Source organism: Actinoplanes sp. NPDC023936 (assembly GCF_040639325.1).
In the GTDB taxonomy this organism is placed as follows: domain Bacteria; phylum Actinomycetota; class Actinomycetes; order Mycobacteriales; family Micromonosporaceae; genus Actinoplanes.
Genome location: NZ_JBEZZR010000004.1, coordinates 104419 through 127048 on the forward strand (window position 1 = coordinate 104419; position 22630 = coordinate 127048).

The window sequence follows — 22630 nt, forward strand, 5'->3', positions numbered from 1 at the left end:
GGGAAGCTGCGTGGGCTACGGCTCGCGTCCCCGCGCCGTAGTTCATGCAGGTAAAACGCTCCCGGAAGCTGTGTGGGCTACGGCTCGCGTCCCCGAGCCGTAGTCCACGCATCCAAGACGCCCCTGGAAGCTGCGTCGGCTACGGCTGGCGACCCCGAGCCGTAGTGCGGGCAGGTTGTTGGGCCGTTTTGGCTGCGTCCGCGACGGCTGGTGGGCGCGAGCCGTCGGTCAGGCATGTGATCACGGGCTTTGACCGGCTACGGCTGGGGGCGGCGGGCGCGGGGGTTGGCCCGGCGGGTCGGGGTGGCTGAGGTGGGGTCCTCGGGCCACGGGTGGCGGGGGTAACGGCCACGCATCTCGGCCCGTACCTGGGGATAGCCCTGTGCCCAGAACGACCGCAGATCCCGGGTGACCGCCACCGGCCGCCCGGCCGGGGAGAGCAGGTGCAGCAGGACCGGGATCCGGCCGTCGGCCAACATCGGGGCGTCCTGCCAGCCGAACGCCTCCTGCACCTTGACGGCCAGGACCGGGGCGGCCGGATCGGAGTAGTCGACGCGGACCTGGGAGCCGCTCGGCACGGGCAGCCGTTCCGGGGCGACCTCGTCCAGGCGGCCCGCGACCGACCAGGGCAGCAGCCTGCGCAGGGCGCTCGTGACGTCGAGCCGGGCCAGCTCGGCGCGGCGGCGGGCGGCGCCGAGCGGCAGCCACTCGCCGGCGCTGTCGAGCAGGGCGGCGTCCGAGACGTCGGGCCACGGATCGCCGAGGGCCGCGTGCGCGAACGCCAGGCGGTTCCGCAGTTCGGTCGCGTTCCGGGTCCAGGTGAGCAGGCCGAGGCCTTCGGCGCGTAGGCCGGTGACCAGCGCGTCGTGCAGCTGGGCCGGAGGCGGGTCGGTGATCCGGACGCTGGTGAGGGTGATCGCGCCGAGCCGCCGCACCCGCCGGGCCACCACGTCGCCGTCGATCCAGCCGATCTCGGTGGCTTCGGTGAGCTGGGCGGCGGCCACCTCGCGGGCGGTGGTCTCGTCGAGGGGCGCGGCGCTGCGGATCCGGGCGGTGCGTGATCCGGCCGCGCGCTCCGCGGCGGCCACGGCCAGCCAGGGTGCGCCCATCAGCGGGCTGCCGCCGGCAAGCTCCGCGGCGGTCCCGCCCACCATGAGGTACGAGTTTCCGCCCGGTTCCCGAGCCTTCGCGACACGTTCGGGGTAAGCGAGGCCGACGACGAGTCCCGCCGCGAGGTCGTCGGGGATCCGCGCGTGCGGTCCGGCGGCGGGTGGCGAGGGGGTATCGGCGGTGCCTGCGCTCGGTGACGGCGAGCCGGCCTCTTTCGCGCTCAGGGATGCCGTCAATCTCCGTACCTCGGTCTGGAAGGCCGGGTCGTTCGTGGCTCGCGCCCGCCGCCAGAGGGTGACCACGTCGCCGCCTGCGGAGGCGCTGTCGTCGAGGACCGCGACGATCTCGGCGGCCCGGCGCGCGCCGGCTCTGCCCCCGCCGAGCAGGCCGGCGCCGTCGAGCAGGGCCCGGGCGAGGCGGGGGTGCAGGCCGGCGTCGGCGAGGGCGCGGCCGCGCGTGGTGATCGTGCCGGCGGCGTCGATGGCGCCCAGATCGTGGAGCGTCTCGGTGGCGACGGCCAGCGCGCCCGGCGGGGGTGGGTCGGGCAGCGCGAGACCGGTGCCGCCGGGATGTCCCCACCACGCGAGGTTGAGGGCAAAACCGGTCAGGTCGGCGACGGCGATCTCGGGCTCGGGCTGGGCCGGGAGACGGTCGTGCAGCACCGCGGACCAGCAGCGGTAGACACGGCCCGGCGCCTCGCGGCCGGCCCGCCCGGCGCGCTGCTCGGCGCTCGCCCGGGAGACCGGCACGGTGGCCAGCGCGCCCAGGCCGCGGGAGTGATCCATGCGCGGCACCCGGCTCAGGCCGGCGTCGACGACGGCGCGCACGCCGGGCACGGTGAGGCTGCTCTCCGCGATCGCGGTGGCCAGGACGACCCGGCGGCGCGGGCCGGCCCGCAGCGCGGCGTCCTGGGCAGAACCGGACTGGCGACCGTGCAGCGTGATCACCTCGGCATCGATGCCGGTCAGCCGGGAAGCGACAGTTTCGATCTCCCGGGCGCCGGGGAGGAAGACCAGCACGTCGCCGTCGCCCTCGGCCAGCGCGCGGCGGGTGGTGGCCGCGACGTGGTCCAGCAGGCGCGGGTCGACGCGGAGGCCGAGCGGCGGGGTGACCGGACCGGACGGCGGCGCCCAGATCACCTCGACCGGGTAACTGCGGGCGTGCGCGGTGAGCACCGGCGCGGGATCGCCGAGCGCCGGTCCGAGCACCGCCGCGAGCCGATCAGAGTCGGCCGTCGCCGAGGTCGCCAGCAGGCGCAGCTCAGGCCGGAGCGCGGCCCGGATCTCGACCAGGAAGGCGAGCGCCAGGTCCGAGTCGAGGTGGCGTTCGTGGCATTCGTCGAGCATCACGGCGCCGACGCCGGCGAGTTCCGGATCGTGCTGCAGGCGGCGGACCAGCAGACCTGTCGTGACCACCTCGACCACGGTGTCCCGGGAGACCCGGCGGTCGCCGCGGACCGCGTAACCGACCCGGCCGCCGACCTGCTCGCCGATCAGCGCGGCCATCCGCCGGGCCGCCGCCCGGGCCGCCACCCGGCGCGGCTCGGCCACGATCACTTTCAGACTCCCGTCGGCCAGCGCCAGGGGTACGAGCGTGGTCTTGCCGGTGCCCGGGGGCGCCACCAGCACTGCCGCTCCCTTCCGGCTCAGGGTGGCTGCCACCTCGGGCAGCACGGACCGGACCGGCAGCTCCGGCAGGGACGAGGCGGGGATCAGCACCAGGTTCCGTTTCTGTTTCGTGGCAGTCTGTCGGTTAATTCTTGCGTCCGCCGGTGGGTTCCGCGGACGCCGCCTGCTTGACTGATCAACATTGACAGAGGGGGTGACGGGTGGAGGCCTTCAACAGGCTGCCCGCCGAGCGTCTGGAGGGCGAGCTGCTGGCCTGCCTGGCAGCGCCGTCGTGGGGCGCCGGGATCGCCGCGAAGCGGCCGTACCCGGACCGGGCCGCGGTGCTGGCCGCGGCGGACGCCGAAGCGCGGGCGCTGAGCTGGGACGACGTGCTGCTCGGGCTGTCCGCGCACCCGCGGATCGGCGAGCGGGCGGCGGGGGAGTCGACGGAGGCGGCCTGGTCGCGGGCCGAGCAGTCGGCGGCCGCGTCGTCCGATGCGGCCGGGAAAGCGGCTCTCGCCGAGGCTAATCAGCGCTACGAGGAGAAGTTCGGTCACGTCTTCCTGATCTTCGCCAGCGGCCGGTCGCAGGACGAGATCCTGCGGGCCGCGCGGGAGCGGCTCGGCAACGACGAGGCGACCGAGCGGGCGATCGTGGCCGGCGAACTCCGCAAGATCGCGCTGCTGCGGCTGGAGCGGGTGCTCGATGCCCTCTGACGACGGCACGGCGGCCGAGTTCCACGCCAAGATCTCGACGCACATCCTGGACACCGTCTCCGGCAATCCGGCGCGGGACGTCTACGTGCGGCTGGACCGCCGCGACTCCGACGGCTGGCAACTGATCGGCCAGGGGCGTACCGACGGCGACGGCCGGTTCCGGTTCCAGGTGCCGGTGCGCGACTGGCAGGCCGGCGGGTACCGGCTCTTCTTCTACGTGGAGCCCTATCTCGGCGGGGACTGTTTCTTCCCGGAGATCACTGTCGCTTTCCACGTCCACGACCCGGACCGTCACTACCACGTGCCGCTGCTGCTCAGCCGGTACGGCTACACCACCTACCGAGGGAGTTAGTCAGTTGGCGATCGTGCTCGGACCGAACCGATACGGCAAGGCGGAGACCCGGCTGGTCCGGGTGACGCGGGACGGTGACACCCACGGCCTGCTGGACCTCAACGTCAGCGTCGCGCTCGCCGGTGACCTGGCCGCCACCCACGCGACGGGCGACAACTCCACGGTGCTGCCGACGGACACCATGAAGAACACCGTGTACGCGTTCGCGAAGAAGCACGGCGTCGGCGAGCCGGAGTCCTTCGCGCTGCTGCTCGGGCGGCACTTCGTGGCGTCCCAGCCGCAGGTGGCGCGCGCCACGGTGTCGATCGAGGCCTATGCGTGGGATCGGCTGGGGCCGCACTCGTTCGCGAAGCGCGGTGACTGCACGCGGACCGCCGTGGTGACAGTGACCGAGGACGCCGCCCAGGTGGTCTCGGGGGTCACCGGGCTGGTGCTGCTGAACACGACGGACTCGGAGTTCCACGGGTTCGTGCGGGACGAATACACGACGCTGCCGCCGGCGACCGACCGGATCCTGGCGACCGCTGTGGACGCGAAGTGGCGGCATCTCGGTGATCAAGGGGACTGGAATCAATCGTACGAAACCGCAGTTGATGCTCTTAAAAGCGGGTTTGTCGGAACCTATAGCTATTCGCTCCAGCAGACGCTGATGGCGATGGGAACCCGGGTCCTCACCGAGCGGCCGGAGATCGCCGAGGTGCGGCTCGCGCTGCCCAACAAGCATCACTATCTGGTGGACCTGTCACCGTTCGACATGTCCAACGACAACGAGGTGTTCATCGCCGGTGACCGGCCCTACGGGCTGATCGAGGGCACGGTCACCAGGGACGACGCGCCGGCGGCGATCGCGGAGTGGTGGCTGTGATTCTTTTCGAGAACGTCACGGTGGCGACGGTCGACGCCTCCGACACGGTGCACCCGACAGGTCACGTGCTGGTCGGGGACGACGGCCGGATCGCGGCGGCCGGTCCGGGCGGCATCGCCGATCTGCCGCCCGGGACCCGGCGCGTCGACGGCGCCGGCTGCCTGCTCACTCCCGGGCTGGTCAACACCCATCACCACCTCTACCAGTGGGCGACCCGTGGCCTGGCCCTCGACGAGACCCTCTTCGGCTGGCTCACCACGCTCTACCCGATCTGGGGACGCCTCGACGCCGACGTCGTCGGCGCGGCTGCCGGGGCCGGCCTGGGCTGGCTCGCGCTCTCCGGCTGCACCACGTCGATGGACCACCACTACGTCTTCCCCCGTGACGGCGGCGACGTCCTGGAGGCCGAGATCGCGGCGGCCCGGAAGATCGGCCTGCGGTTCCACCCGACCCGCGGCTCGATGGACCTGAGCCGCAAGGACGGTGGCCTGCCGCCCGACAACGTGGTCGAGGAGACCGACGAGGCGCTGGCCGCGACCGAGGCCGCGATCGACCGCTGGCACGACCCGTCCCCGGACGCGATGCTGCAGATCGCGGTGGCGCCCTGCTCGCCGTTCTCGGTCACCACCCGCCTCATGGAGGAGGCCGCGGTGCTGGCCCGCCGGAAGGGCGTACGGCTGCACACCCATCTCGCCGAGACCGACGACGAGGAGGAGTTCTGCCGCAAGCAGTTCGGTTGCACCCCGGTGGAGTACGCGGAACGCGTCGGCTGGCTCGGCGACGACGTGTGGCTGGCGCACGGGGTGCACCTGGACGACTCGGCGATCGCGAAGCTGGGCGCGACCGGCACCGGCGTCGCGCACTGCCCCAGTTCCAACGCCCGTCTCGGGGCGGGCATGGCCCGGGTCCGCGAGCTGATCGACAGCCGGGTCCCGGTCGGGCTGGGCGTGGACGGCGCCGCCTCGCAGGAGGTCTCGCACCTCGGCGCGGAGTTGCGGCAGGCGCTCTACACGGCGCGGCTGCGCGGGGGACCCGCGGCGATGAACGCCCGGGAGGCGCTGCGGCTCGGCACGATCGGCGGCGCCCGGTGCCTCGGCCGGCAGGACGATCTGGGTTCGATCGAGGTGGGCAAGCTCGCCGACCTGGTGCTGTGGCGGCTCGACGGGATGGGGCACGACGGCATCGACGATCACGTCGCGGCGCTGGTCTTCGGCCCGCCGGCGCCGGTCGAGCTGGCGCTCGTCGGTGGCCGGCCGGTGGTGGAGCGCGGCGATCTCGTGAACGCCTCCGAGGAGGAGCTGACCCGGGAGGCGCGACGGGCTCACCGGAAGTTAATGGTATACCGTTAAACCGCGCGTGATCCCGGTGCCCGTGCGCATGCAGGAGCGTGAATAATGCTCGATTACGGTACGGGGGAGTAACCACACCGAGAGGAACCGTCAACGATGACCGAGATCCTGTCCGACGAGGCCGTGGCGTTCGTCGCCGACCTGAACCGGCGATTCCGGCCTCGCCGTAACGAGCTTCTCGAGGCCCGTGCCCGCCGCCGCGCGGAGATCGCGGCCGGGGCGAGCCTCGGCTTCCTCGCGGAGACGGCGGACATCCGTGCCGCCGAGTGGACGGCGCCGCCCGCGCCGGCCGATCTCCAGGACCGCCGCGTCGAGATCACCGGGCCGACCGAGCGCAAGATGACCATCAACGCGCTCAACTCCGGCGCCAAGGTGTGGCTCGCCGACCTGGAGGACGCGAACACACCGCACTGGTCCAACGTGGTCGACGGCCAGCAGAACCTGTACGACGCGATCCGCCGGACGATCTCGCTGCAGACGGAGAAGAAGACCTACGAGCTGGGCGACGGCCCCTACCCCACGATCGTGATGCGGCCGCGCGGCTGGCACCTCGACGAGCGGCACCTCCCGGTGGACGGGGAGCCGGCCGTCGGCGCGCTCGTCGACTTCGGCCTCTACTTCTTCCACAACGCCGCCGAGCTGCTCGAACGCGGCAGCGGGCCGTACTTCTACCTGCCGAAGATGGAGTCGCACAAGGAGGCGGAGCTCTGGAACGACGTCTTCACGTACGCCCAGGAGCAGCTCGGCATCCCGGTCGGCACCATCCGGGCCACCGTGCTGATCGAGACGATCCCGGCCGCGTTCGAGATGGAGGAGATCCTCTACGCGCTCCGGCCGCACATCTCCGGGCTCAACGCCGGCCGCTGGGACTACCTGTTCAGCATCATCAAGTACTTCCGTGACAACCCGACCATGATCCTGCCGGACCGGGCCGCCGTCACGATGACCGCGCCGTTCATGCGCGCCTACTCCGAGCTGCTCGTCGCCACCTGCCACCGGCGGGGCGCGTTCGCGATGGGCGGCATGGCCGCGTTCATCCCGAGCCGCCGCGACCCGGAGGTCAACAAGGTGGCCCTGAGCAAGGTCCGCGAGGACAAGGAGCGCGAGGCCGGCGACGGCTTCGACGGCTCCTGGGTGGCCCACCCCGACCTGGTGCCGGTCTGTGCGGAGATCTTCGACCGGGTGCTCGGCGACAGGCCGAACCAGCTCGACAAGCAGCGCCCGGACGTCGCCGTCGACGCGCACGACCTGCTCAACGTCGCCGCCCTGAAGGCGCAGGTCACCGCGGCCGGTCTGCGGAACAACGTCAACGTGGCGCTGCAGTACCTGGAGGCCTGGCTGCGCGGCAACGGCGCGGTCGGCATCCACAACCTGATGGAGGACGCGGCCACCGCTGAGATCTCGCGCTCGCAGGTGTGGCAGTGGATCCACAACGGGGTACGGCTCGAGGACGGCACGTTGATCACCGCTGAGCTGGTCGGCCGGATCGAGGACGAGGAGCTCGCCGCGATCCGCGAGTCGATCGGTGACGAGGCGTGGACGGCGGGCCGCTACGACGACGCTCGCAAGCTCTTCGAACGGGTCGCCCTCGCCGACGACTTCGCCGACTTCCTCACGAGCGCCGCCTACGACTCGATCGACTGAAAGGTCCCCCATGCGCCTGTCCGATCATGATTACTCCGAGATCGACCGGCGCCTGGCTGCCCACGACGCGTTCCTCCGGGCTCGTTACCCGGGGGAACGCGCCGGACGGCAGCCGATCCACACCGTCTACATCCCCGCCGACAGGCTCTCGTCGTACCCCGACTGGGGTTCTGAGGCGCTGAAGGCGATGGACGAGAACGACTTCCCGTGGCCGGATCCGACCATCCGGGCGAAGCTGGAGCTGGAGCCGATCGAGGACCTGCGCGTCGACTTCGAGGACGGTTACGGCGTCCGCGACGACGACCAGGAGGATGCCGCCGTCCGCTCTGCCGCCACGATCCTCGCCAGGGGCCCGCGACCCCCGTTCCTCGGCATCCGGATCAAGAGCCTGGAAGCCGCCACCCGGCACCGCTCGCTCCGCACGCTCGACCTCTTCCTCGACTCCTACCAGGAGCTCTTCACGATCACGCTGCCCAAGGTCAGCGGTACCGACCAGGTCAGTGCGATGGTCACCCTCTGCGAAAAACTCGAGCGTGGGTACGGGTTGAGCGAGGGCACCCTGACCTTCGAGATCCAGGTCGAACTGCCCTCCGCGGTGCTCGCCGCCGACGGCACCGCCACGGTGGCCCACCTCATCACGGCGGCCGGCGGCCGGTGCACGGGGCTGCACTACGGCACCTACGACTACAGCGCCGCCGCCGGGGTGGCCGCGGCCTACCAGTCGATGGAGCACCCGGCCGCCGACTACGCGAAAGCCGTGATGCAGGCCGCCGCCGCCCAGACCGGGGTGCGCCTCTCCGACGGCTCCACCAACGTGCTCCCGGTCGGGCCGCCCGCCGCCGTGCGCGAGGCGTGGCAGCTGCACCACCGCCTGGTCCGGCGTTCCCTGGAGCGCGGCTTCTACCAGGGCTGGGACCTGCACCCGGCCCAGCTGCCCAGCCGGTACGCGGCGACCTACCAGTTCTTCCGGGACGGCCGCGACGTGGCGATCGAGCGCCTGCACCGCTACCTGCACCGGCAGGACAGTGGGATAGCCGACGAGCCGGCCACGGCGCGAGCCCTCGCCGGTTATCTGCTGAGAGGGCTGGACTGCGGAGCGTTCGACGACGCAGGCTTCCCCCGCCAGGAGCTGACCCTCCTGACGTAACCCACGCCCTCCCGGCTTCTCTCGCGATCTTGGCGAGTTGCGCACCCCCCTTTTTCGCGATCTTGGCGAGTGGGGCGCGGGAGGGGCCGGAGGGGCGGCGCGGTCAGCCTCGGCGGCGGAGGAAGAGCTGGCGCATCGCGATGGCCAGGGCCGACATGACGATGACCGCTGTCGCGCTGCCGATGACGCGGCTTGATCCCGGTTCGGCGAACCAGTCCGGCACGAAGCTGATCAGCGTTACCGGGTCGAACACGATCAGCCCGAAGACGACGACCACGGCTACGGCGAGCAGCCCGACGACGACGCTCAGCGCGAGGAGTTGCGGGTCGAGGCCCTCGGCGGGTTCGTCCTGCGGCTCCTCGGCCGGTGCGGCGCTGAGGTCGATGAGCGGCTCGGGCTCGATGAGCGGCTCGGGCTCGATGTCCTGAGTGGACTCGGAGTCGTCGTCGTCCGCGGCCGGCACGAGCGCGTCGTCGTCCGCGGCGAGCGCGGGCGCGTCGTCGTCCGCGGCCGGCGCGGGCGCATCGACCGGCTGAGGCTCGGAAGCTCCCTCGGCGGCCGGCTGCTCCGCCACCACCTCCGCGTCTTCGGCGGCCGGCTGCTCCGCCACCACCTCCGCGTCTTCGGCGACCGGCTGCTCTGTTGCGGGGCCCGCGATATCGGTGGCCGATTCCTCCGCGACGGCATCCACGGCCTCGGCCTCCGCTGCTTCGACGTTCTTCTCGTCCTTGACCACGCGAACCCCCGTTACTTGATCGTGACCCGGCACCTTAGCGCATGCCAATCCTTCGCGGTGTCGAACGATCGGCGCTCGGGCCGCGTGCTATCTACCGCCGACTAACCATGCGGGGAGGCATCCGGTGCGGTACATCTCGTCCAAGCCAGCCCGATCCGAGCACATCTGGCAGCGTCCATCGTGGAGGTGCCGGGCCTGCGGACGGGCCTGGCCGTGCGCTCCGGCCCGGGCGCATCTCAGCGACGGCGCCGACCGGGTGTCGCTCGCCATGTACATGTGGGGCAACCTCGACCAGGCCGTCTCCGACCTGCCGCGCCGGTCGCCGGCCGAGCTGTTCGACCAGTTCCTGGGGTGGACGCAGGTCAGGAGACCGTCGCGATCCGGTCCCGGATCCACGACGGGTCCGGGTTCACGAAACCCTCGCCGCCGATCACAACGGTCGGGACGGTCTCGTCACCGCCAGTGATGGCGCGGACTGCTGCGGCGCCTTCCGGATCACGCCAGATGTCGACCCAGTGCACGCGGTCGGCATCCGGCCCGAGGCGGGCGCGCAGCCGCACGCAGAACGGGCACCCGGGCCGCCAGTAAACCACCGGCCGCCCGTCGGTGAGCGCCTCCGCCGCGCTCTCCGCACGCGGGAAGAGCTGCGGGGAGACGACGAAGGCCAGACCCAGGAAGATCACCAGGACAAATGCGGCGCCCCACGGGGAGTCGTCACCGATCTTGACGGCGGCGATGAGCGCACCACAGGTGGCCGTCAGGATCGCCAGCCTCCACCGTCGCAGCATGCGCGGAGAGTACCCCGCTACCGCCGGTGACGAAATCCCCGGCCGGGCGGAAGAGCATCCGGTGAAACAAACCGCGTTTAGGGTCTTGCCATGGTTGATCTGGTGGTGCGGTCCCGGCGGGTGTTCACCCCGGAGGGCGAGCGGGCGGCGGCGGTGGCGGTGACCGGCGGGCGGATCGTGGCGATCCATGCCTACGACGCGGAGGTGACGGCCGCCGAGGACGTCGACCTCGGCGCCGACGCGCTGCTGCCCGGCCTGGTGGACACGCATGTGCACGTCAACGAACCGGGCCGTACCGAATGGGAGGGTTTCGCCACCGCCACCCGGGCCGCGGCGGCCGGGGGAGTCACCACGATCATCGACATGCCGCTGAACAGCCTGCCGCCGACAGTGAACGCGGAGGCGCTGAAGATCAAGCAGGCGGCGGCCGCCGGTCAGTGCCACGTGGACGTCGGGTTCTGGGGCGGCGCGATCCCGGGCAACGCCGGCGACCTGCCCGGACTGCACGCCGACGGGGTCTTCGGCTTCAAGGCGTTCCTCGCCGACTCCGGTGTGCCCGAGTTCCCGCCGGTCGACGCGGATCAGCTGGCCGAGGCCATGGACGCGGTGGACGCGCTGTTCGTGGTGCACGCCGAGGACCCGGAGCACCTGCGGGACGCGGCGAGCTCGGCCGCGTACACCGACTTCCTGGCCTCCCGCCCGGCCGACGCCGAGCACGCGGCGGTGGCCACCGCCATCGCGGTGGCCCGCGAGGCGGGCCGCCGCGTGCACATCCTGCATCTCTCGGCCGCGTCGGCGCTTCCGCTCATCGCGCGGGCCCGAGCCGAGGGGGTACGGGTGACGGCCGAGACCTGCCCGCACTATCTGACCCTGGACGCCGGGCAGATCCCGGACGGCGCGACCGAGTTCAAGTGCTGCCCGCCGATCCGGGACTCCGCGAACGCGGATCAGCTCTGGGCCGCCCTGGCCGACGGGTTGATCACCTGTGTGGTGAGCGACCACTCGCCGTGCACGCCCGAGCTGAAGCGCCAGGACACCGGTGACTTCGCGGCGGCGTGGGGCGGAATCGCCTCGGTGCAACTCGGTCTGCCGGTGATATGGACCGCAGCTCGTGAGCGCGGACACACCCTCTCTGACGTGGTGAAATGGATGTCACGCCGACCCGCCGACCTGGCCGGGCTGCGGGAGAAGGGACGGATCGCCGTCGGCGCGGACGCGGATCTCGTGGCATTCCAGCCGGACGGGGAGTTCACGGTCGACGCGCACGCGCTGCACCACAGGAACCCCGTCACCCCGTACGCGGGAAGGGTCGTGACAGGCGTGGTGGGCACGACCTGGCTGCGCGGCAGCAGGGTGACCGGCGACGCGCCACGCGGCCGTTTCCTCCGGCGAGAGATCGCCACCGGAACGAAGGAGATTTGATGGACGAATTCACCGGGCTGCCGGACTTGGCATCGCGCGCTTTCGGCGGTGGCGTCGTCTACGCCAACGACGAGTTCTTCGCCGCGGCGGACCACCTGGTCCTGCCGGCGCCGGCGGGGCACGCTCCGAAGACGTTCGACCACAAGGGACAGGTCTACGACGGGTGGGAGACCCGGCGCCGCCGCGAGGCCGGTCACGACGTCGCGATCATCCGGCTCGGCGCGCCCGGCGTCGTCCACGGCATCAACGTCGACACCGCGTTCTTCACCGGGAACTACCCGCCGCAGGCCTCGGTCGAGGCGGTCTCGCTGCCCGGCTACCCCGGCCGCGAGGAGCTGGAGGCGGCCGAGTGGACCGAGCTGGTGCCGCGTTCGGACCTGAAGGGCGACAGCGGCAACCTGTTCCCGGTCGCGAACCGGCGCCGCTGGACCCACGTCCGGCTGCGGATCTTCCCGGACGGTGGCGTGGCCCGGCTGCGGGTGCACGGCGAGGTGGTGCCCGACCCGGCGCTGCTGCCGAAGACGTTCGACGTGGCCGCCGCACAGTACGGCGCCACCGTCGTCGACTGCAGCAACATGTTCTACGGCAACCCGCAGCGGATGCTGATGCCCGGTCTCGCGCAGAACATGGGCGACGGCTGGGAGACGTCCCGGCGTCGCGACGACGGCAACGACTGGGTGCTGGTGAAGCTGGCGGCGCCGGCCGTGCTGCGCTTCGCGGACCTGGACACCAGCCACTTCAAGGGCAACGCGCCCGGCTGGGCCCGGCTCACCGGACGTGACGAGCGGACCGGTTCCGGCGAGTGGATCGAGCTGCTGCCCCGGGTGGCGCTGCGGCCGGACACCCCGCACCGGTTCCCGATCGCCAAGGCGCTCGGGAAGGGGCCGGAGGTGACGCACGTGCGGCTGGACATCTTCCCGGACGGGGGGATGGCCCGGCTGCGTCTGCTGGGACGGGCGTCGCGGGCGTACCTGCACGCCAGAATGAGCGGGTGACTCGTACCGTTTCGCTGGTCCTCGTCGACGCGGAGGGTGTCCTGCGGGGCGCCCTCCCGCCGTTTCCGGTCGTCACCCCGTGGTGGCAGGAGGTGGCGGAGGTGGTCGGCAAGGCCGGCGCCGAGGTCACCGTGCTGCGCCTGCTGCACGGTGACCCGTCCGGTGCGGTGACCTATCTGGCCTCGTGCGCCGCGCCGCCGCCCGGTCTGCTCCCGGCCGACGTGGATCTCTCCCCGCACCCGCTCCGCGCGCCCTACGCCGAGATCGGCGGCCCGGAGGCGTCGCTGGCCTGGGCGGCCGGCGCGCTCGACCGGATCGGTCTGACCGGGACGGTTCCCCGCCAGCAGCGCACCTGGAACCTCTCCGCGATCTGGCGGTTCGACCTGCCGGACGGCAGCCCGGCGGCCTGGCTCAAGCAGGTGCCGGCGTTCTTCCACCATGAGCCGGTCGTGCTGCGGCTGGTCGACACTGTCGCGCCGGGCCTGGTGCCCTATCCGCTGGCGTCCGGGGAACAGGGCCGGATGCTGCTGGCGCACGTGCCGGGCGAGGACCGGTACGGCGCCGGGCCCGCGCTCTGCGCCGAGGTGGCGGCCGCGTTCCACCCGGTGCAGGAGCATTTCGCGGGCCGCGTGGCGGAGCTGCTCGCGGCCGGACTGCCGGACCGGCGGCTGTCTCCGGAACGTGCCGCTGAGGTCGCGAAGCCGTTCCTGCCCGAGATCCCGGGGCTCGAGGAGCTGATCGACGGGCTGCCCGAACGGCTCGCCGCGGTGGCCGCGTGCGGGCTGCCGGACACCCTGATCCACGGCGACCTCCACCCGGGCAACGTGCGTACCGACCCCGGCGGCGACCTGGTGATCCTGGACTGGGGTGACTCCGGCGTCGGCAACCCGGCCCTGGACGTGCTGCGGCTCAGCGACGACCCGGACGTGCTGCGGCAGTGGGCGTCGCGGTGGCCGGGCCGTGACGCGCTGCGGGCCGTCGAGCTGCTCCGGCCGGTGGCGGCGCTGCGGGCGGCGGTCACCTACGCGGACTTCCTCGCGAACATCGAGCCGGCGGAGTGGCCATACCACGCCGGTGACGTCGCGGCGAGTCTGCGGCGAGCCGTCCATCGATGAACCTCGTGCCGTGCCGGTCATGCTCGTACCGTGTCTGTCATGGAGGACGCCCGCCGGCACTACCTCGATCTGATCCGCCACGACGGAGTGACCCTGTCGCCCGAGTTGGCCAGGGCATTCGCGACGGTGCCGCGGGAGGTGTTCGTCCCGGACGGCTTCCACCGCCGGGACGGGCGGCTGGTGCTGCCCGCCGACCCGGAGTACCTGCGAGCGGTCTACAGCAACGACGTCCTGGTCACCAAGCTGAGCGGCAACCGCCCGATCAGCTCCTCCAGCCAGCCGTCGCTGATGGCTCTCATGATCGAGGCGCTGGACGTGCGCCCCGGCCAGCGGATCCTCGAGATCGGCGCGGGAACCGGGTACAACGCGGCGCTGCTCGCCACCCTGGGCGCCGCGGTGACGACCGTGGAGGTGCAGGAGGACGTCGCGGACCGGGCGCGCTCCGCGCTGGCCCGGGCCGCCATCAATGGGGTACGGGTGGAGAACGCCGACGGATACACCGGAGGGCCGGCCGGCGACTACGACCGGATCATCGTGACGGTCGGGGTCGCCGGGATCTCGCCGTACTGGACGGGTCGCCTGCTGCCCGGCGGCCGGATCGTCGCGCCGGTCGAGCACGCCGGCATGCATCCGGTCCTCAGCGTCGACACCGGGGGCGAGGTGACGGTGATCTGCCCGGCCGGCTTCATGAGCGCGGCCGGTCCGCTCACCGCCCGGCATCCCGGCAGCCACCCGCCGCCGCCGTCCGAGCCGCTCACCGGACTCGACACGGTCGTCCCGGCCCGGTGGGAGACGACCCTGGAGGCACTGGCGTACCGGGATCTGTGGTTCGCCGCCGGCGTGTGGCACCGGCGGGTCACGTACGCCTCCGTGCCGGGCCGGGAGCAGTCGCTGATCGCGGTGCTCGACGAGGACGGCCCGGGCAGCGCCGTGGTGCTCCCGGACGGCGCGGTGCTGGCCTCCGCGGATCGGTGCGCCGCCGTCGCGCTCGCGCTCGCCGACCGGTGGTGGGCGATGGGCCGGCCGCCGATGCGGGCGTGGCGGGCCACGCTGGCGTCCGCGGGCGGCCCGGTTCTCGTGCCCGGCCCGTGGCGTCTGACCCGCCCGCGGGACCCCGGCCACCCGTAGACTTCCAGGCCATGGGCATCTCCGTGGTCGCGGCCAACGAGGCGTCCTGGTCCGATCTCCGGGCCGTCTTCGGCACGCGCGGCGAGCCGGCCCGCTGCCAATGCCAATGGTTCAAGATCACGGCGGCCGAGTGGGGCTCGGTGCCGGTCGAGGAGCGAGCCGAGCGGTTGCGCGCCCAGGCCGGCTGCGACGATCCGGACGCCACGACGACCAGCGGGCTGGTCGCCTACCTCGGCGGCGAGCCGGTCGGCTGGTGTGCCGTCGAGCCACGCTTCGTCTACCCGCGCCTGATGACCGCGCGGGTGCCGTGGGCGGGACGGGACGAGAGCCGTACCGACGCCGGGGTCTGGGCGGTGACGTGCTTCGTCACCCGGACCGGATTCCGCCGGCGCGGCGTGAGCCGGGCCCTGGTGGCGGCCGCGGTCGGGTTCGCCCGGGAGCGGGGCGCCCGCGCGATCGAGGGCTATCCGATCGTCGCCAGGGCGGACCGGGAGTACAGCTGGGGCGAGCTCTACGTGGGCAGCCGGAAGATCTTCACCGAGGCGGGGTTCACCGAGGTGAGCCACCCGACGCCGCGCCGCGTGGTGATGCGCCGGGATTTCTCCTGAGCTCTCACCAGGTCCCGGCCCGGCGCTCCCGCCAGGGGCGGCCGTCCGGGTCGTAGATCAACCGGTACGCGGGCACCGCCCACCACCGCTGATGCCACGGCAACCGCTCGGTCTCGTGCGGCACCAGCCGGCCGGGCGGGCGCGGGCCCGTCCGCCCGCCGGCATGCCAGTCCCGCAGCCGGTCCGCCGCCTCGGTCACCGCGCGCACCGCGCCCAGCGGATCGATCAGATCGTCGCGGTCGTCCCCGGCCCGGTCCAGGTGCTCGCCGAGCAGCGACAGGCGCAGGTCACGGGCGAACCGCCGGGCGCCGTCACCGAGCCCGGCCGGATCCTCGGGCGCCCGCCCGTCCCGGGTGTCGTCGAGAACCGCGCAGGACAGCTCGCTGTCGTGGGTCCACGAACGGCGGTTGAAGTTGTCGCTGCCCACGCTCGTCCACACGTCGTCGACCACACACACCTTGGCGTGCACGTAGATCGGGGTGCCCTCGGAGTTCTCCAGGTCGAAGACGTGCACCCGGTCGCCGGCGGCCCGGCGGCAGAGCTCGATCGCCTGCTCCCGGCCGACCTGGTTCGGCGGCAGCGCGAACGCGCCGTCCACGTCCGGGTGGCGTGGAACGACAGCGATCAGATGCAGATCCGGGTTGTCCCGCATCGAGTCCGCGAAGAGCTGGGCGACCTCCTTCGACCAGAGATACTGGTCCTCCAGGTAGATCAGCCGCCGCGCCCGGCGGATCGCCTTCGTGTAGCCGCGGGCCACGGTGCGCTCGCCCAGCTTCGCGAAGCTGTACGCCGGACGCATCGCCGGGTAGGTCCGCAACACCTGCACGGTCATCGGGCCGGCCGACGGCGGGTCCGGCGGCTGCGGCGGGAGCTTGTCGGCACGCATGTCCTCGTGCTTGAGCATGTCGGTGGCCGTGGAGATGGGACCGTGCTGGTCCAGCGGCGCCGGGTCGTTCCACCGCTCCCGGAAGCTCAGGTCGAGCGTGCCGACGACCGGCCCGCGCAGCATCAGCTGGACGTCGTGCCAGGGCGGGTGCGGGCCGTACGCCTTCGCCATCCGCACCGCCTGCGGATCGCCGTGGTGCGCGTCGTCGTCGCGCCGGCTGTGGCACAGGTCGATGCCGCCGGCGAACGCGACGTCGAGCTCCGGGCGGCCGGGATGCCGGAGCACCACGAGCTTCTGGTGGTGCGAACCGCCCCGGCGAACCCGCTGGTCCAGCAGCACCTCACCGCCGGCCGCCTCGATGTCGTCGCTGAGCGTGCGGTTCTCCTCCTCGCTGTACGCCAGCTTGTCCACATGCGAACGCCACAGCAGGCCCTTGACGACCACGCCACGCTTGGCCGCCGCCGCGAAGAGTTCCGCGATCGTCGGGCCGTCCTCGCGCATCCGCTCGTCCGGGTCGCCGCGCCAGTCGGTGAAGAAGAGGTGATCACCCGCCTCGAGCGCCTCGACCTCCGAGGCCAGCCGATCGAAGTACTTTTGCCCGTGAATTAGTGCTTCGACCGTGTTTCCGGTGTTCCATGTGGGTATGGAGGTGTCCGGGTTGCCGCGTTCGGCAGCGGTCAGAAGCCATTCCTGCGGCGGCACAGCAACCCCTCCGAGGTCGACGACGCCCTCACCGTAAGCCTCCAGACCGCCGTCCGCACGCGGAGCGGCAACCCCTCGATCGCGCGGAGGAAAGATCACATGAGCGCTGAGCCGCTGGCCACCACGAGCGTCCCCGACACCGCCGCATCCGCCGAGAAAGGGCTGCTCATCGCGGTCCTGCTGCTGGTGCTGGCGGGAACCGCCGCCATCCTGATGATGATGCCCTGACCGAGGATCTCCGGTAGTCGCCCGGCCCCGCCCGCCGGGCTCCCTGTGATCAACAACTCGTCGTGTGCGGCCGTGTGGGTCGCCCCCTCCGAGCCCTCTCCGAGCCCCCTGCCAGCCCTCTCCGAGCCCTCTCCGAGCCCTCCGATTCCGCGCGGCGTCACGGTGGGTCACTGCGACGGTGGAGCGCTGCGGCTTTGCGTCATTCTGTGGGGCGTGGAGCATCCGCAGTCTTCCGCGAAGCGCCACGTTTACCGCCGATGCCGGCACGCTCCGTGACAATCAGGCGGAGCGTGAGTGACGTGGCGTTCCCCCGATCGAGCCGTAGCTCATGCCTGTGATCAAGGCGTCGTAGCGTGCACTGACTACGGCCGACCCTGCCGAGCCGTGGCTCATGCCTGTGATCATGGCGTCGTAGCGTGCACTGGCTACGGCCGAGCGAGCCGAGCCGTGGCTCATGCCTGTGATCATGGCGTCGTAGCGTGCGCCGGCTACGGCCGACCCTGCCGAGCCGTAGCTGGTGCCTGTGATCATGGCGCGGTGACCTGTGCCGCCTACGGCTCGGGCTGCTCCGTGGACTCCCGGACTCCCGGCCCTCTCGGGCTCCCGGCCCTCCCGGCCCTCCCGGCCCTCCCGGCCCTCCCGGGCTCCCGGCCCTCCCGGGCTCCCGGCCCTCCCGGGCTCCCGGCCCTCCCGGGCTCCCGGCCCTCCCGGGCTCCCGGCCCTCGCGGTTCGGCTGCGGGACTCCGCCTCTCGCGCCGGCGGCCCCCGGCTCAGCCATGCACCGGTAGCGATGGCCGCGCAACGGCCGTGCCCCGGCACACGGCCGCGTCGTAGGCGCGGGACGGCCACGAAGAGAAGGGGCGGCCGTGGCGCGTACCCGGAAAATCAGTCGGTGTGCGGGAGCCGGGTTGCCGGGATGACGCCGAGGCGGCCCTTCTGGAAGTCGTCGAAAGCCTGCTTGAGCTCGGCTTTCGTGTTCATCACGAACGGGCCGTAGTGGGCGATCGGCTCGCGGATCGGGCGGCCGCCCATGATGAAGAGGTCGAGTTCGGTCTTGGCTTCGACGCGGATGGCGTCGCCGGGGCCGTGGGTGGCGAGCTGTCCGAGAGTGATCGGGCGCATGTCGGTGCCGACCCAGCCCTCGCCGGAGAGGGTGTAGACGAGCGCGTTGTAGTCGGGCTGCCACGGCAGGTCGAGGCGCGCGCCGGGTTGGAGCGTGACGTGCGCCAGGTTGATCGGGGTGAACGTGGAGCCGGGTCCGCTGTGCCCGGCCACCTCGCCGGCGATCACGCGGATCAGCGCGCCGCCGTCCGGAGTGGTGAGGAGAGCAGCGGCTTTACCGCGAATGTCCTGATATTTCGGGTCAATCATCTTCGCGGCGGCGGGCAGGTTCACCCAGAGCTGGAGGCCGTGGAAAAGTCCGCCACTCATCACCAGGTGCTCCGGCGGCGCCTCGATGTGCAGAATCCCCGCGCCCGCGGTCATCCACTGCGTGTCGCTGTTCGAGATCGAGCCGCCGCCACCGAGCGAGTCGGAGTGGTCCATGATGCCGTCGATCATGTAGGTGACCGTCTCGAAGCCGCGGTGCGGGTGCCACGGGGTGCCCTTCGGCTCGCCCGGCGCGTAGTCCACCTCGCCCATCTGGTCGAGGTGGATGAAGGGGTCAAGTTCGGTCAGCGGCACTCCGGCGAAGGCTCGCCGCACCGGGAATCCCTCGCCCTCGTAGCCCTGCGGCGCGGTGGTCAGCCGGCGAACCTGGCGGAAATCGGTCATCGGGTCGAGCCGGGGCAGACGCGGCAGGACGAGGACGTCGTCGACGGTGATGGCGGGCATGGTTCACACCTTCCTGATCTTGGCGAAAACCCGGCCGATCACGGCCAGTTCCTCGTCGTCCAGATGATCGATGAAGCTCTCTCGAACGGTCTTCAGGTGCGCCGGTGCGGCCTCGCGCAACGTCCGCAACCCGGTCTCGGTCAGCACGGCCTCCTGGCCGCGTCCGTCGTCGGCGCAACTCTCCTTGCGCACGAGACCGCGTTTGATCATTGAGTTGATCTGATAGGTGATGCGGCTCGGCGACAGCACGAGCCGGTTGGCGAGCTCGCCCATGCGAATCCGTCGATCGGTCGCCTCGGCGAGCGCGACGAGCACGTGGTAGTCGTTCATGCTCAGCCCGGTCGCTGCCCGCAACTCGTCCTCGAGCCGTGTCTGCAGCGCCCACGAGCTCTCGATGAACGTCTGCCAGTGCTGCAACTGGCTGTCGCTGAGCGGTTCCGCCATGCCCGGAACCGTACTCCTTCAAATCTGAAACTTCAAATCTGAAATGTACGGGCACATCCGTCCCCGCCGATCCCGGCCGTCCCGTGACACCCGGCGCGGCCACCTGCCGGGGCCCGGCCGTTGCGCGCGTTTCGCTACCGGCGCGTGGCTGGGCGCAGACCGGTCACCCGCGTGCGGTGGCTAACCTTCTCGGCGTGCAAGAACACGTGCGGGCCCGACGGGCCACTCCCGACGACGCCGCTGAGCTGGTCCGGCTCCGTGCCGTCATGTTCCAGAGCTTCCCGCAGCCGAACCGGAACGACGACTGGCGGAAAGCGTCCGAGGAGATCCTGCGCAGGCGGTTCGCCGAGCCGTCCCCGACGATGGCGGCCTTCGTGGTGGACTGCCCGGACGGCGCCGGGCTCGCCGCGTGCGCGCTCGGCATCGTCGAGGAGCGCCTCGGCGGCCCGGGCAATCCGAGCGGGATGATGGGGTACGTCTTCAGCGTCGTCACGGACCCGGACCAGCGCCGGAAGGGGTACTCGCGGGGATGCGTGACCGCGCTGCTGGACTGGTTCCGCGAGCAGGGCGCGGGCGCCGCCGACCTGCGGGCGTCGGAGTCCGGCGAGCCGCTGTACACGTCGCTGGGCTTCCGCCGCACGCCCGACCCCGCGATGCGCCTGCGCCTCTGACCCCGGTCGCCCGGCTCGTGTCACGCGGCGCCGGCTTGTGTCACGCGGCGCCGGCTTGTGTCACGCGGCGCCGGCTTGTGTCACGCGGCGCCGGCTCGTGTCACGCGGCTCGGGCGGACAGGGCGTCGGTCAGGTCGGCTCGCAGCCTGGTGGTGTCCACTTCCAGCTCGGCCAGGATCAGGGCCGCCAACCCTTCCCCCTCGCGCAGGATGCCGAGCATGATGTGCTCCCGGGCGATGTAGTTGTGCTTGAGCCGTAACGCCTCCCGCAGCGACAGCTCGAGCACCTTCTTGGCGCGCGGCGAGAACGGGATGTGGCCGCTCCCGGCGTAGAACCGGCCGAAGATGCCCTTCTTCTTCGGCGCCGGCTGCGGCAGGTGCAGCGACCCGGCCCCGAAGTTCTCCTCGATCGCGGCGCGGACCGCGTTCAGGTCGATGCCGATCGCCTTGAGGGCGGCCGCGTCCTCGGCGTCCCGGTCGGCGAGAGCGGTGGCCTCGGCGCTGCGGTCGCCGACGTGCGCGACGATCGCGGCCCGCACCCGCTGCCGGTCGGCGCCGGCGTCGCGGAGCAGGACCGCGACGGCGCTCGGCGACCGCTCATCGCCGCGGTCGCCGCCTCGGTCACCGCCGGGGCCGGCTTGGCGGGGATCGGCGCGGCTCGGCGTCGCTTCGGCGGGGCCGGCGTCGGTGGTCAGCGCCAGCAGCACGTGCTCGGTGCCGATCACGGTGTGGCCCAGCTCGCGGGCCTCCTGCTGGGCGCCGATCACCGCGCTGCGGGCGCCCTTGGTGAATCGCTCGAACATGTCAGCCCTCCCGTGGGTCCTGCATCGGCATCAGCCGGGCGTGCTTCTTGTGCACGCCCTGCCGGGTCACCTCGAGTGCGTCGGCGATCTCCTGCCAGGACCAGCCCTTGGCGCGGGCGTTGGCGACCTGGAGACGCTCGAGGCCCTCCAGGAGGCGGCGGAGCGCCACGACCGCGCGCAGGCCGACCCGTGGGTCGGTGCTGCCGGCGGCGGCGGCGAGGTCGGTCGCTTCGGTCATGTCGTCAACGTACGTTGACAACCGCGCCACGTCAACCACAGTTGACACGAGAACCGAAAAAAGCCCGGCCCTGCGGGGGCCGGGCTCGACGGACGGGAAAGCCCGGCCCCCGCAAGGGCCGGGCTCACCGGAGGGGGCTCAGCGGCCCCGGCCGGTCTTTTCCTGCAATTCGTCGATCTTGCGAGACGCGTCGGCCTTGGTCAGTTCGTCCGGAACGTCCTCGTGGGCCTCGGCGGCGAGGGTGTGCAGGTACGACTCCTGCGCTCCGGTCACCGGCTCGTCGCCGGTCGTCCAGTCCGCCGGGTCCTTGATCGTGTTGCCGTTCTCGGCGTTCGCCTGGTCCGTCATGACGCCGTCCTTCGCAGGTAGTGGTGTCGAACGTCTGTACCACTACCCGGGAACGGTCAGTCCCAAGCCGGGAGATTTCCCAGCGACACGGTCAGTTCGACCGGGTGGTGCACCGGCGCGGCCACCGAGAACCGTGCGCCCCACGGGTCACGCAGCTCGGCGAAGGCGCTCAGCCCGGTCTCGACCGGCTCCGAGATCACCCCGCCGCCGAGGCGCTCGCAGTGGTCTGCCGCCTCCTGGATGTCGGCGACCTGGAACGCGGCCCGCCACCAGGCGCCGCGGTAGCCGGCCGCCAGCCCGGCGATCGCGTCGTGCCCGTGGTTCAGCCACTCGCCGGTGCCGAACTCGTGGCGCAGCAGCCAGCCGAACGCGGAACCGTAGAACCGGGCCGCGCTGCTCGGGTCGTCGGTGATCAGTTCCGGCCAGGACATCGTGCCGGGTTCGTCCCGGGCCTGCGCGCCGGCGAAGTCGGTGGCCTGCCAGAGGCCGAGCATCGCGCCGGCCGGGTCGGCGATGATCGCACGAATGCCACCGTGCGCGTCGGCCGGATGGCTCAGGCAGTGGCCGCCGGAGAGGGCGACCTGCTCGAGCGTCTCGTCGAGATCGGGCGTGCTCAGGTGGGTGAGCCAGCCGTCCGGCCGCTCCGGCATGCTGCGCGTGAGCCCCGCCACGGCCCGTCCGCCCAGCTTGAACCGATCACCCGCAGACTCCCAGCCAAACAACTCTCCGTAGAACTCCGCCGCACGGGCGGGGTCCGGACTTGCCAGTTCCACCCAGCAAGGTGTCAAGGGTGCATAGCCTCTGATCCGCATGAGCCGCTCCATGGTGGACATCCCCAGTTGCTTGAGCACTCTACGGCACTGAACACGCTTCGTCACCACCGGACGGTCCATTGT

General features: G+C 71.9%; 22 protein-coding genes and 1 pseudogene. 13 read left to right on the forward strand and 10 right to left on the reverse strand.

All coding sequences use genetic code 11. The annotated features are described in order from the left end of the window. Nucleotides 1-257: 257 nt before the first annotated feature. The gene (hrpB, locus tag AB0F72_RS06715; RefSeq protein ID WP_360426312.1) at nucleotides 258-2828 is read right to left on the reverse strand and encodes an ATP-dependent helicase HrpB; all 2571 of its coding nucleotides are present in this window, start codon (nucleotides 2826-2828) and stop codon (nucleotides 258-260) included. A gap of 110 nt (nucleotides 2829-2938) precedes the next feature. Here hrpB and uraD point away from each other — a divergent pair, with 110 nt between their 5' ends. The 6 genes and pseudogenes from uraD to AB0F72_RS06745 all read left to right on the forward strand — a co-directional run bounded on the left by uraD (nucleotide 2939) and on the right by AB0F72_RS06745 (nucleotide 8790). Then, nucleotides 2939-3433 carry a 2-oxo-4-hydroxy-4-carboxy-5-ureidoimidazoline decarboxylase gene (gene uraD / locus AB0F72_RS06720; protein WP_360426314.1) on the forward strand — a complete coding sequence of 165 codons (495 nt, stop codon included), beginning with the start codon at nucleotides 2939-2941 and terminating at the stop codon, nucleotides 3431-3433. After that, the gene (gene uraH, locus AB0F72_RS06725; RefSeq protein ID WP_360426317.1) at nucleotides 3423-3785 is read left to right on the forward strand and encodes a hydroxyisourate hydrolase; all 363 of its coding nucleotides are present in this window, start codon (nucleotides 3423-3425) and stop codon (nucleotides 3783-3785) included. The genes uraD and uraH overlap by 11 nt, the downstream gene beginning before the upstream one ends. Nucleotides 3786-3789: 4 nt before the next feature. Next, the gene (gene pucL / locus AB0F72_RS06730; RefSeq protein WP_360426322.1) at nucleotides 3790-4650 is read left to right on the forward strand and encodes a factor-independent urate hydroxylase; all 861 of its coding nucleotides are present in this window, start codon (nucleotides 3790-3792) and stop codon (nucleotides 4648-4650) included. Further along, complete coding sequence (locus AB0F72_RS06735) at nucleotides 4647-5999, forward strand: 8-oxoguanine deaminase (RefSeq protein WP_360426324.1); 1353 nt, start codon at nucleotides 4647-4649, stop codon at nucleotides 5997-5999. Before pucL ends, AB0F72_RS06735 begins: the two co-directional genes overlap by 4 nt. Nucleotides 6000-6092: 93 nt before the next feature. Next, a pseudogene (aceB, locus tag AB0F72_RS06740) lies at nucleotides 6093-7643 on the forward strand (malate synthase A); the annotation flags it as partial. 10 nt (nucleotides 7644-7653) lie between these two features. Then, complete coding sequence (locus AB0F72_RS06745; protein WP_360426326.1) at nucleotides 7654-8790, forward strand: aldolase/citrate lyase family protein; 1137 nt, start codon at nucleotides 7654-7656, stop codon at nucleotides 8788-8790. 103 nt (nucleotides 8791-8893) lie between these two features. On the opposite strand, the gene AB0F72_RS06750 is transcribed toward AB0F72_RS06745, so the two are convergent. Continuing rightward, the gene (locus tag AB0F72_RS06750) at nucleotides 8894-9526 is read right to left on the reverse strand and encodes a hypothetical protein (RefSeq protein WP_360426329.1); all 633 of its coding nucleotides are present in this window, start codon (nucleotides 9524-9526) and stop codon (nucleotides 8894-8896) included. Nucleotides 9527-9888: 362 nt separating this feature from the next. Further along, on the reverse strand, nucleotides 9889-10314 hold the full coding sequence (locus tag AB0F72_RS06755) for a glutaredoxin domain-containing protein (RefSeq protein WP_360426332.1): 426 nt from the start codon (nucleotides 10312-10314) through the stop codon (nucleotides 9889-9891). Nucleotides 10315-10404: 90 nt separating this feature from the next. On the opposite strand from AB0F72_RS06755, the gene allB reads away from it, so the two are divergent. The 5 genes from allB to AB0F72_RS06780 are packed head-to-tail and all read left to right on the forward strand — an operon-like array spanning nucleotide 10405 to nucleotide 15582. Then, on the forward strand, nucleotides 10405-11736 hold the full coding sequence (gene allB / locus AB0F72_RS06760; RefSeq protein ID WP_360426335.1) for an allantoinase AllB: 1332 nt from the start codon (nucleotides 10405-10407) through the stop codon (nucleotides 11734-11736). Then, nucleotides 11736-12731: an allantoicase gene (gene alc / locus AB0F72_RS06765; protein WP_360426338.1), complete on the forward strand. Its 996-nt coding sequence runs from the start codon at nucleotides 11736-11738 to the stop codon at nucleotides 12729-12731. The genes allB and alc overlap by 1 nt, the downstream gene beginning before the upstream one ends. Next, complete coding sequence (locus AB0F72_RS06770) at nucleotides 12728-13846, forward strand: phosphotransferase (RefSeq protein ID WP_360426340.1); 1119 nt, start codon at nucleotides 12728-12730, stop codon at nucleotides 13844-13846. Before alc ends, AB0F72_RS06770 begins: the two co-directional genes overlap by 4 nt. 39 nt (nucleotides 13847-13885) lie before the next feature. Continuing rightward, entirely contained in the window at nucleotides 13886-14974 is a 1089-nt protein-coding gene (locus tag AB0F72_RS06775; protein WP_360426343.1) for a methyltransferase domain-containing protein, read from the forward strand. A gap of 11 nt (nucleotides 14975-14985) precedes the next feature. Beyond that, nucleotides 14986-15582, forward strand: coding sequence for a GNAT family N-acetyltransferase (locus tag AB0F72_RS06780; RefSeq protein WP_360426346.1), 597 nt, complete (start codon nucleotides 14986-14988; stop codon nucleotides 15580-15582). Nucleotides 15583-15586: 4 nt separating this feature from the next. Here AB0F72_RS06780 and AB0F72_RS06785 read toward each other — a convergent pair whose 3' ends face one another. Further along, the gene (locus AB0F72_RS06785) at nucleotides 15587-17170 is read right to left on the reverse strand and encodes a phospholipase D-like domain-containing protein (RefSeq protein WP_360426349.1); all 1584 of its coding nucleotides are present in this window, start codon (nucleotides 17168-17170) and stop codon (nucleotides 15587-15589) included. Between the two features lie 99 nt (nucleotides 17171-17269). Here AB0F72_RS06785 and AB0F72_RS06790 point away from each other — a divergent pair, with 99 nt between their 5' ends. Then, nucleotides 17270-17398: a hypothetical protein gene (locus AB0F72_RS06790; protein WP_360426352.1), complete on the forward strand. Its 129-nt coding sequence runs from the start codon at nucleotides 17270-17272 to the stop codon at nucleotides 17396-17398. A gap of 885 nt (nucleotides 17399-18283) precedes the next feature. On the opposite strand, the gene AB0F72_RS06795 is transcribed toward AB0F72_RS06790, so the two are convergent. After that, nucleotides 18284-19231: a pirin family protein gene (locus AB0F72_RS06795; RefSeq protein ID WP_360426355.1), complete on the reverse strand. Its 948-nt coding sequence runs from the start codon at nucleotides 19229-19231 to the stop codon at nucleotides 18284-18286. 3 nt (nucleotides 19232-19234) lie between these two features. Beyond that, complete coding sequence (locus tag AB0F72_RS06800; RefSeq protein ID WP_360426358.1) at nucleotides 19235-19675, reverse strand: MarR family transcriptional regulator; 441 nt, start codon at nucleotides 19673-19675, stop codon at nucleotides 19235-19237. 194 nt (nucleotides 19676-19869) lie between these two features. Here AB0F72_RS06800 and AB0F72_RS06805 point away from each other — a divergent pair, with 194 nt between their 5' ends. Beyond that, nucleotides 19870-20346 (forward strand): GNAT family N-acetyltransferase, encoded by a 477-nt coding sequence (locus tag AB0F72_RS06805; protein ID WP_360426360.1) that lies wholly within the window; start codon nucleotides 19870-19872, stop codon nucleotides 20344-20346. A gap of 100 nt (nucleotides 20347-20446) precedes the next feature. On the opposite strand, the gene AB0F72_RS06810 is transcribed toward AB0F72_RS06805, so the two are convergent. From AB0F72_RS06810 to AB0F72_RS06825, 4 genes are all read right to left on the reverse strand, one after another. Then, nucleotides 20447-21148, reverse strand: coding sequence for a Clp protease N-terminal domain-containing protein (locus tag AB0F72_RS06810; protein WP_360426363.1), 702 nt, complete (start codon nucleotides 21146-21148; stop codon nucleotides 20447-20449). Nucleotide 21149: 1 nt separating this feature from the next. After that, nucleotides 21150-21386, reverse strand: coding sequence for a helix-turn-helix domain-containing protein (locus AB0F72_RS06815; RefSeq protein WP_360426366.1), 237 nt, complete (start codon nucleotides 21384-21386; stop codon nucleotides 21150-21152). Nucleotides 21387-21524: 138 nt separating this feature from the next. After that, the gene (locus AB0F72_RS06820) at nucleotides 21525-21734 is read right to left on the reverse strand and encodes a DUF3072 domain-containing protein (protein WP_360426369.1); all 210 of its coding nucleotides are present in this window, start codon (nucleotides 21732-21734) and stop codon (nucleotides 21525-21527) included. A 56-nt stretch (nucleotides 21735-21790) separates the two neighbouring features. After that, nucleotides 21791-22567 carry a VOC family protein gene (locus AB0F72_RS06825; RefSeq protein WP_360427039.1) on the reverse strand — a complete coding sequence of 259 codons (777 nt, stop codon included), beginning with the start codon at nucleotides 22565-22567 and terminating at the stop codon, nucleotides 21791-21793. Nucleotides 22568-22630: the final 63 nt, after the last annotated feature.

What these genes read in the sequence shown, in the direction of transcription:
- uraH (WP_360426317.1), top strand. Translation starts at nt 3,423, where the DNA reads ATGCCCTCTGACGACGGCACGGCGGCCGAGTTCCACGCCAAGATCTCG.
- AB0F72_RS06745 (WP_360426326.1), top strand. Translation starts at nt 7,654, where the DNA reads ATGCGCCTGTCCGATCATGATTACTCCGAGATCGACCGGCGCCTGGCT.
- AB0F72_RS06755 (WP_360426332.1), bottom strand. Translation starts at nt 10,314, where the DNA reads ATGCTGCGACGGTGGAGGCTGGCGATCCTGACGGCCACCTGTGGTGCG.
- allB (WP_360426335.1), top strand. Translation starts at nt 10,405, where the DNA reads ATGGTTGATCTGGTGGTGCGGTCCCGGCGGGTGTTCACCCCGGAGGGC.
- alc (WP_360426338.1), top strand. Translation starts at nt 11,736, where the DNA reads ATGGACGAATTCACCGGGCTGCCGGACTTGGCATCGCGCGCTTTCGGC.
- AB0F72_RS06775 (WP_360426343.1), top strand. Translation starts at nt 13,886, where the DNA reads ATGGAGGACGCCCGCCGGCACTACCTCGATCTGATCCGCCACGACGGA.
- AB0F72_RS06780 (WP_360426346.1), top strand. Translation starts at nt 14,986, where the DNA reads ATGGGCATCTCCGTGGTCGCGGCCAACGAGGCGTCCTGGTCCGATCTC.
- AB0F72_RS06790 (WP_360426352.1), top strand. Translation starts at nt 17,270, where the DNA reads ATGAGCGCTGAGCCGCTGGCCACCACGAGCGTCCCCGACACCGCCGCA.
- AB0F72_RS06795 (WP_360426355.1), bottom strand. Translation starts at nt 19,231, where the DNA reads ATGCCCGCCATCACCGTCGACGACGTCCTCGTCCTGCCGCGTCTGCCC.
- AB0F72_RS06800 (WP_360426358.1), bottom strand. Translation starts at nt 19,675, where the DNA reads ATGGCGGAACCGCTCAGCGACAGCCAGTTGCAGCACTGGCAGACGTTC.
- AB0F72_RS06810 (WP_360426363.1), bottom strand. Translation starts at nt 21,148, where the DNA reads ATGTTCGAGCGATTCACCAAGGGCGCCCGCAGCGCGGTGATCGGCGCC.
- AB0F72_RS06815 (WP_360426366.1), bottom strand. Translation starts at nt 21,386, where the DNA reads ATGACCGAAGCGACCGACCTCGCCGCCGCCGCCGGCAGCACCGACCCA.
- AB0F72_RS06820 (WP_360426369.1), bottom strand. Translation starts at nt 21,734, where the DNA reads ATGACGGACCAGGCGAACGCCGAGAACGGCAACACGATCAAGGACCCG.
- AB0F72_RS06825 (WP_360427039.1), bottom strand. Translation starts at nt 22,567, where the DNA reads ATGTCCACCATGGAGCGGCTCATGCGGATCAGAGGCTATGCACCCTTG.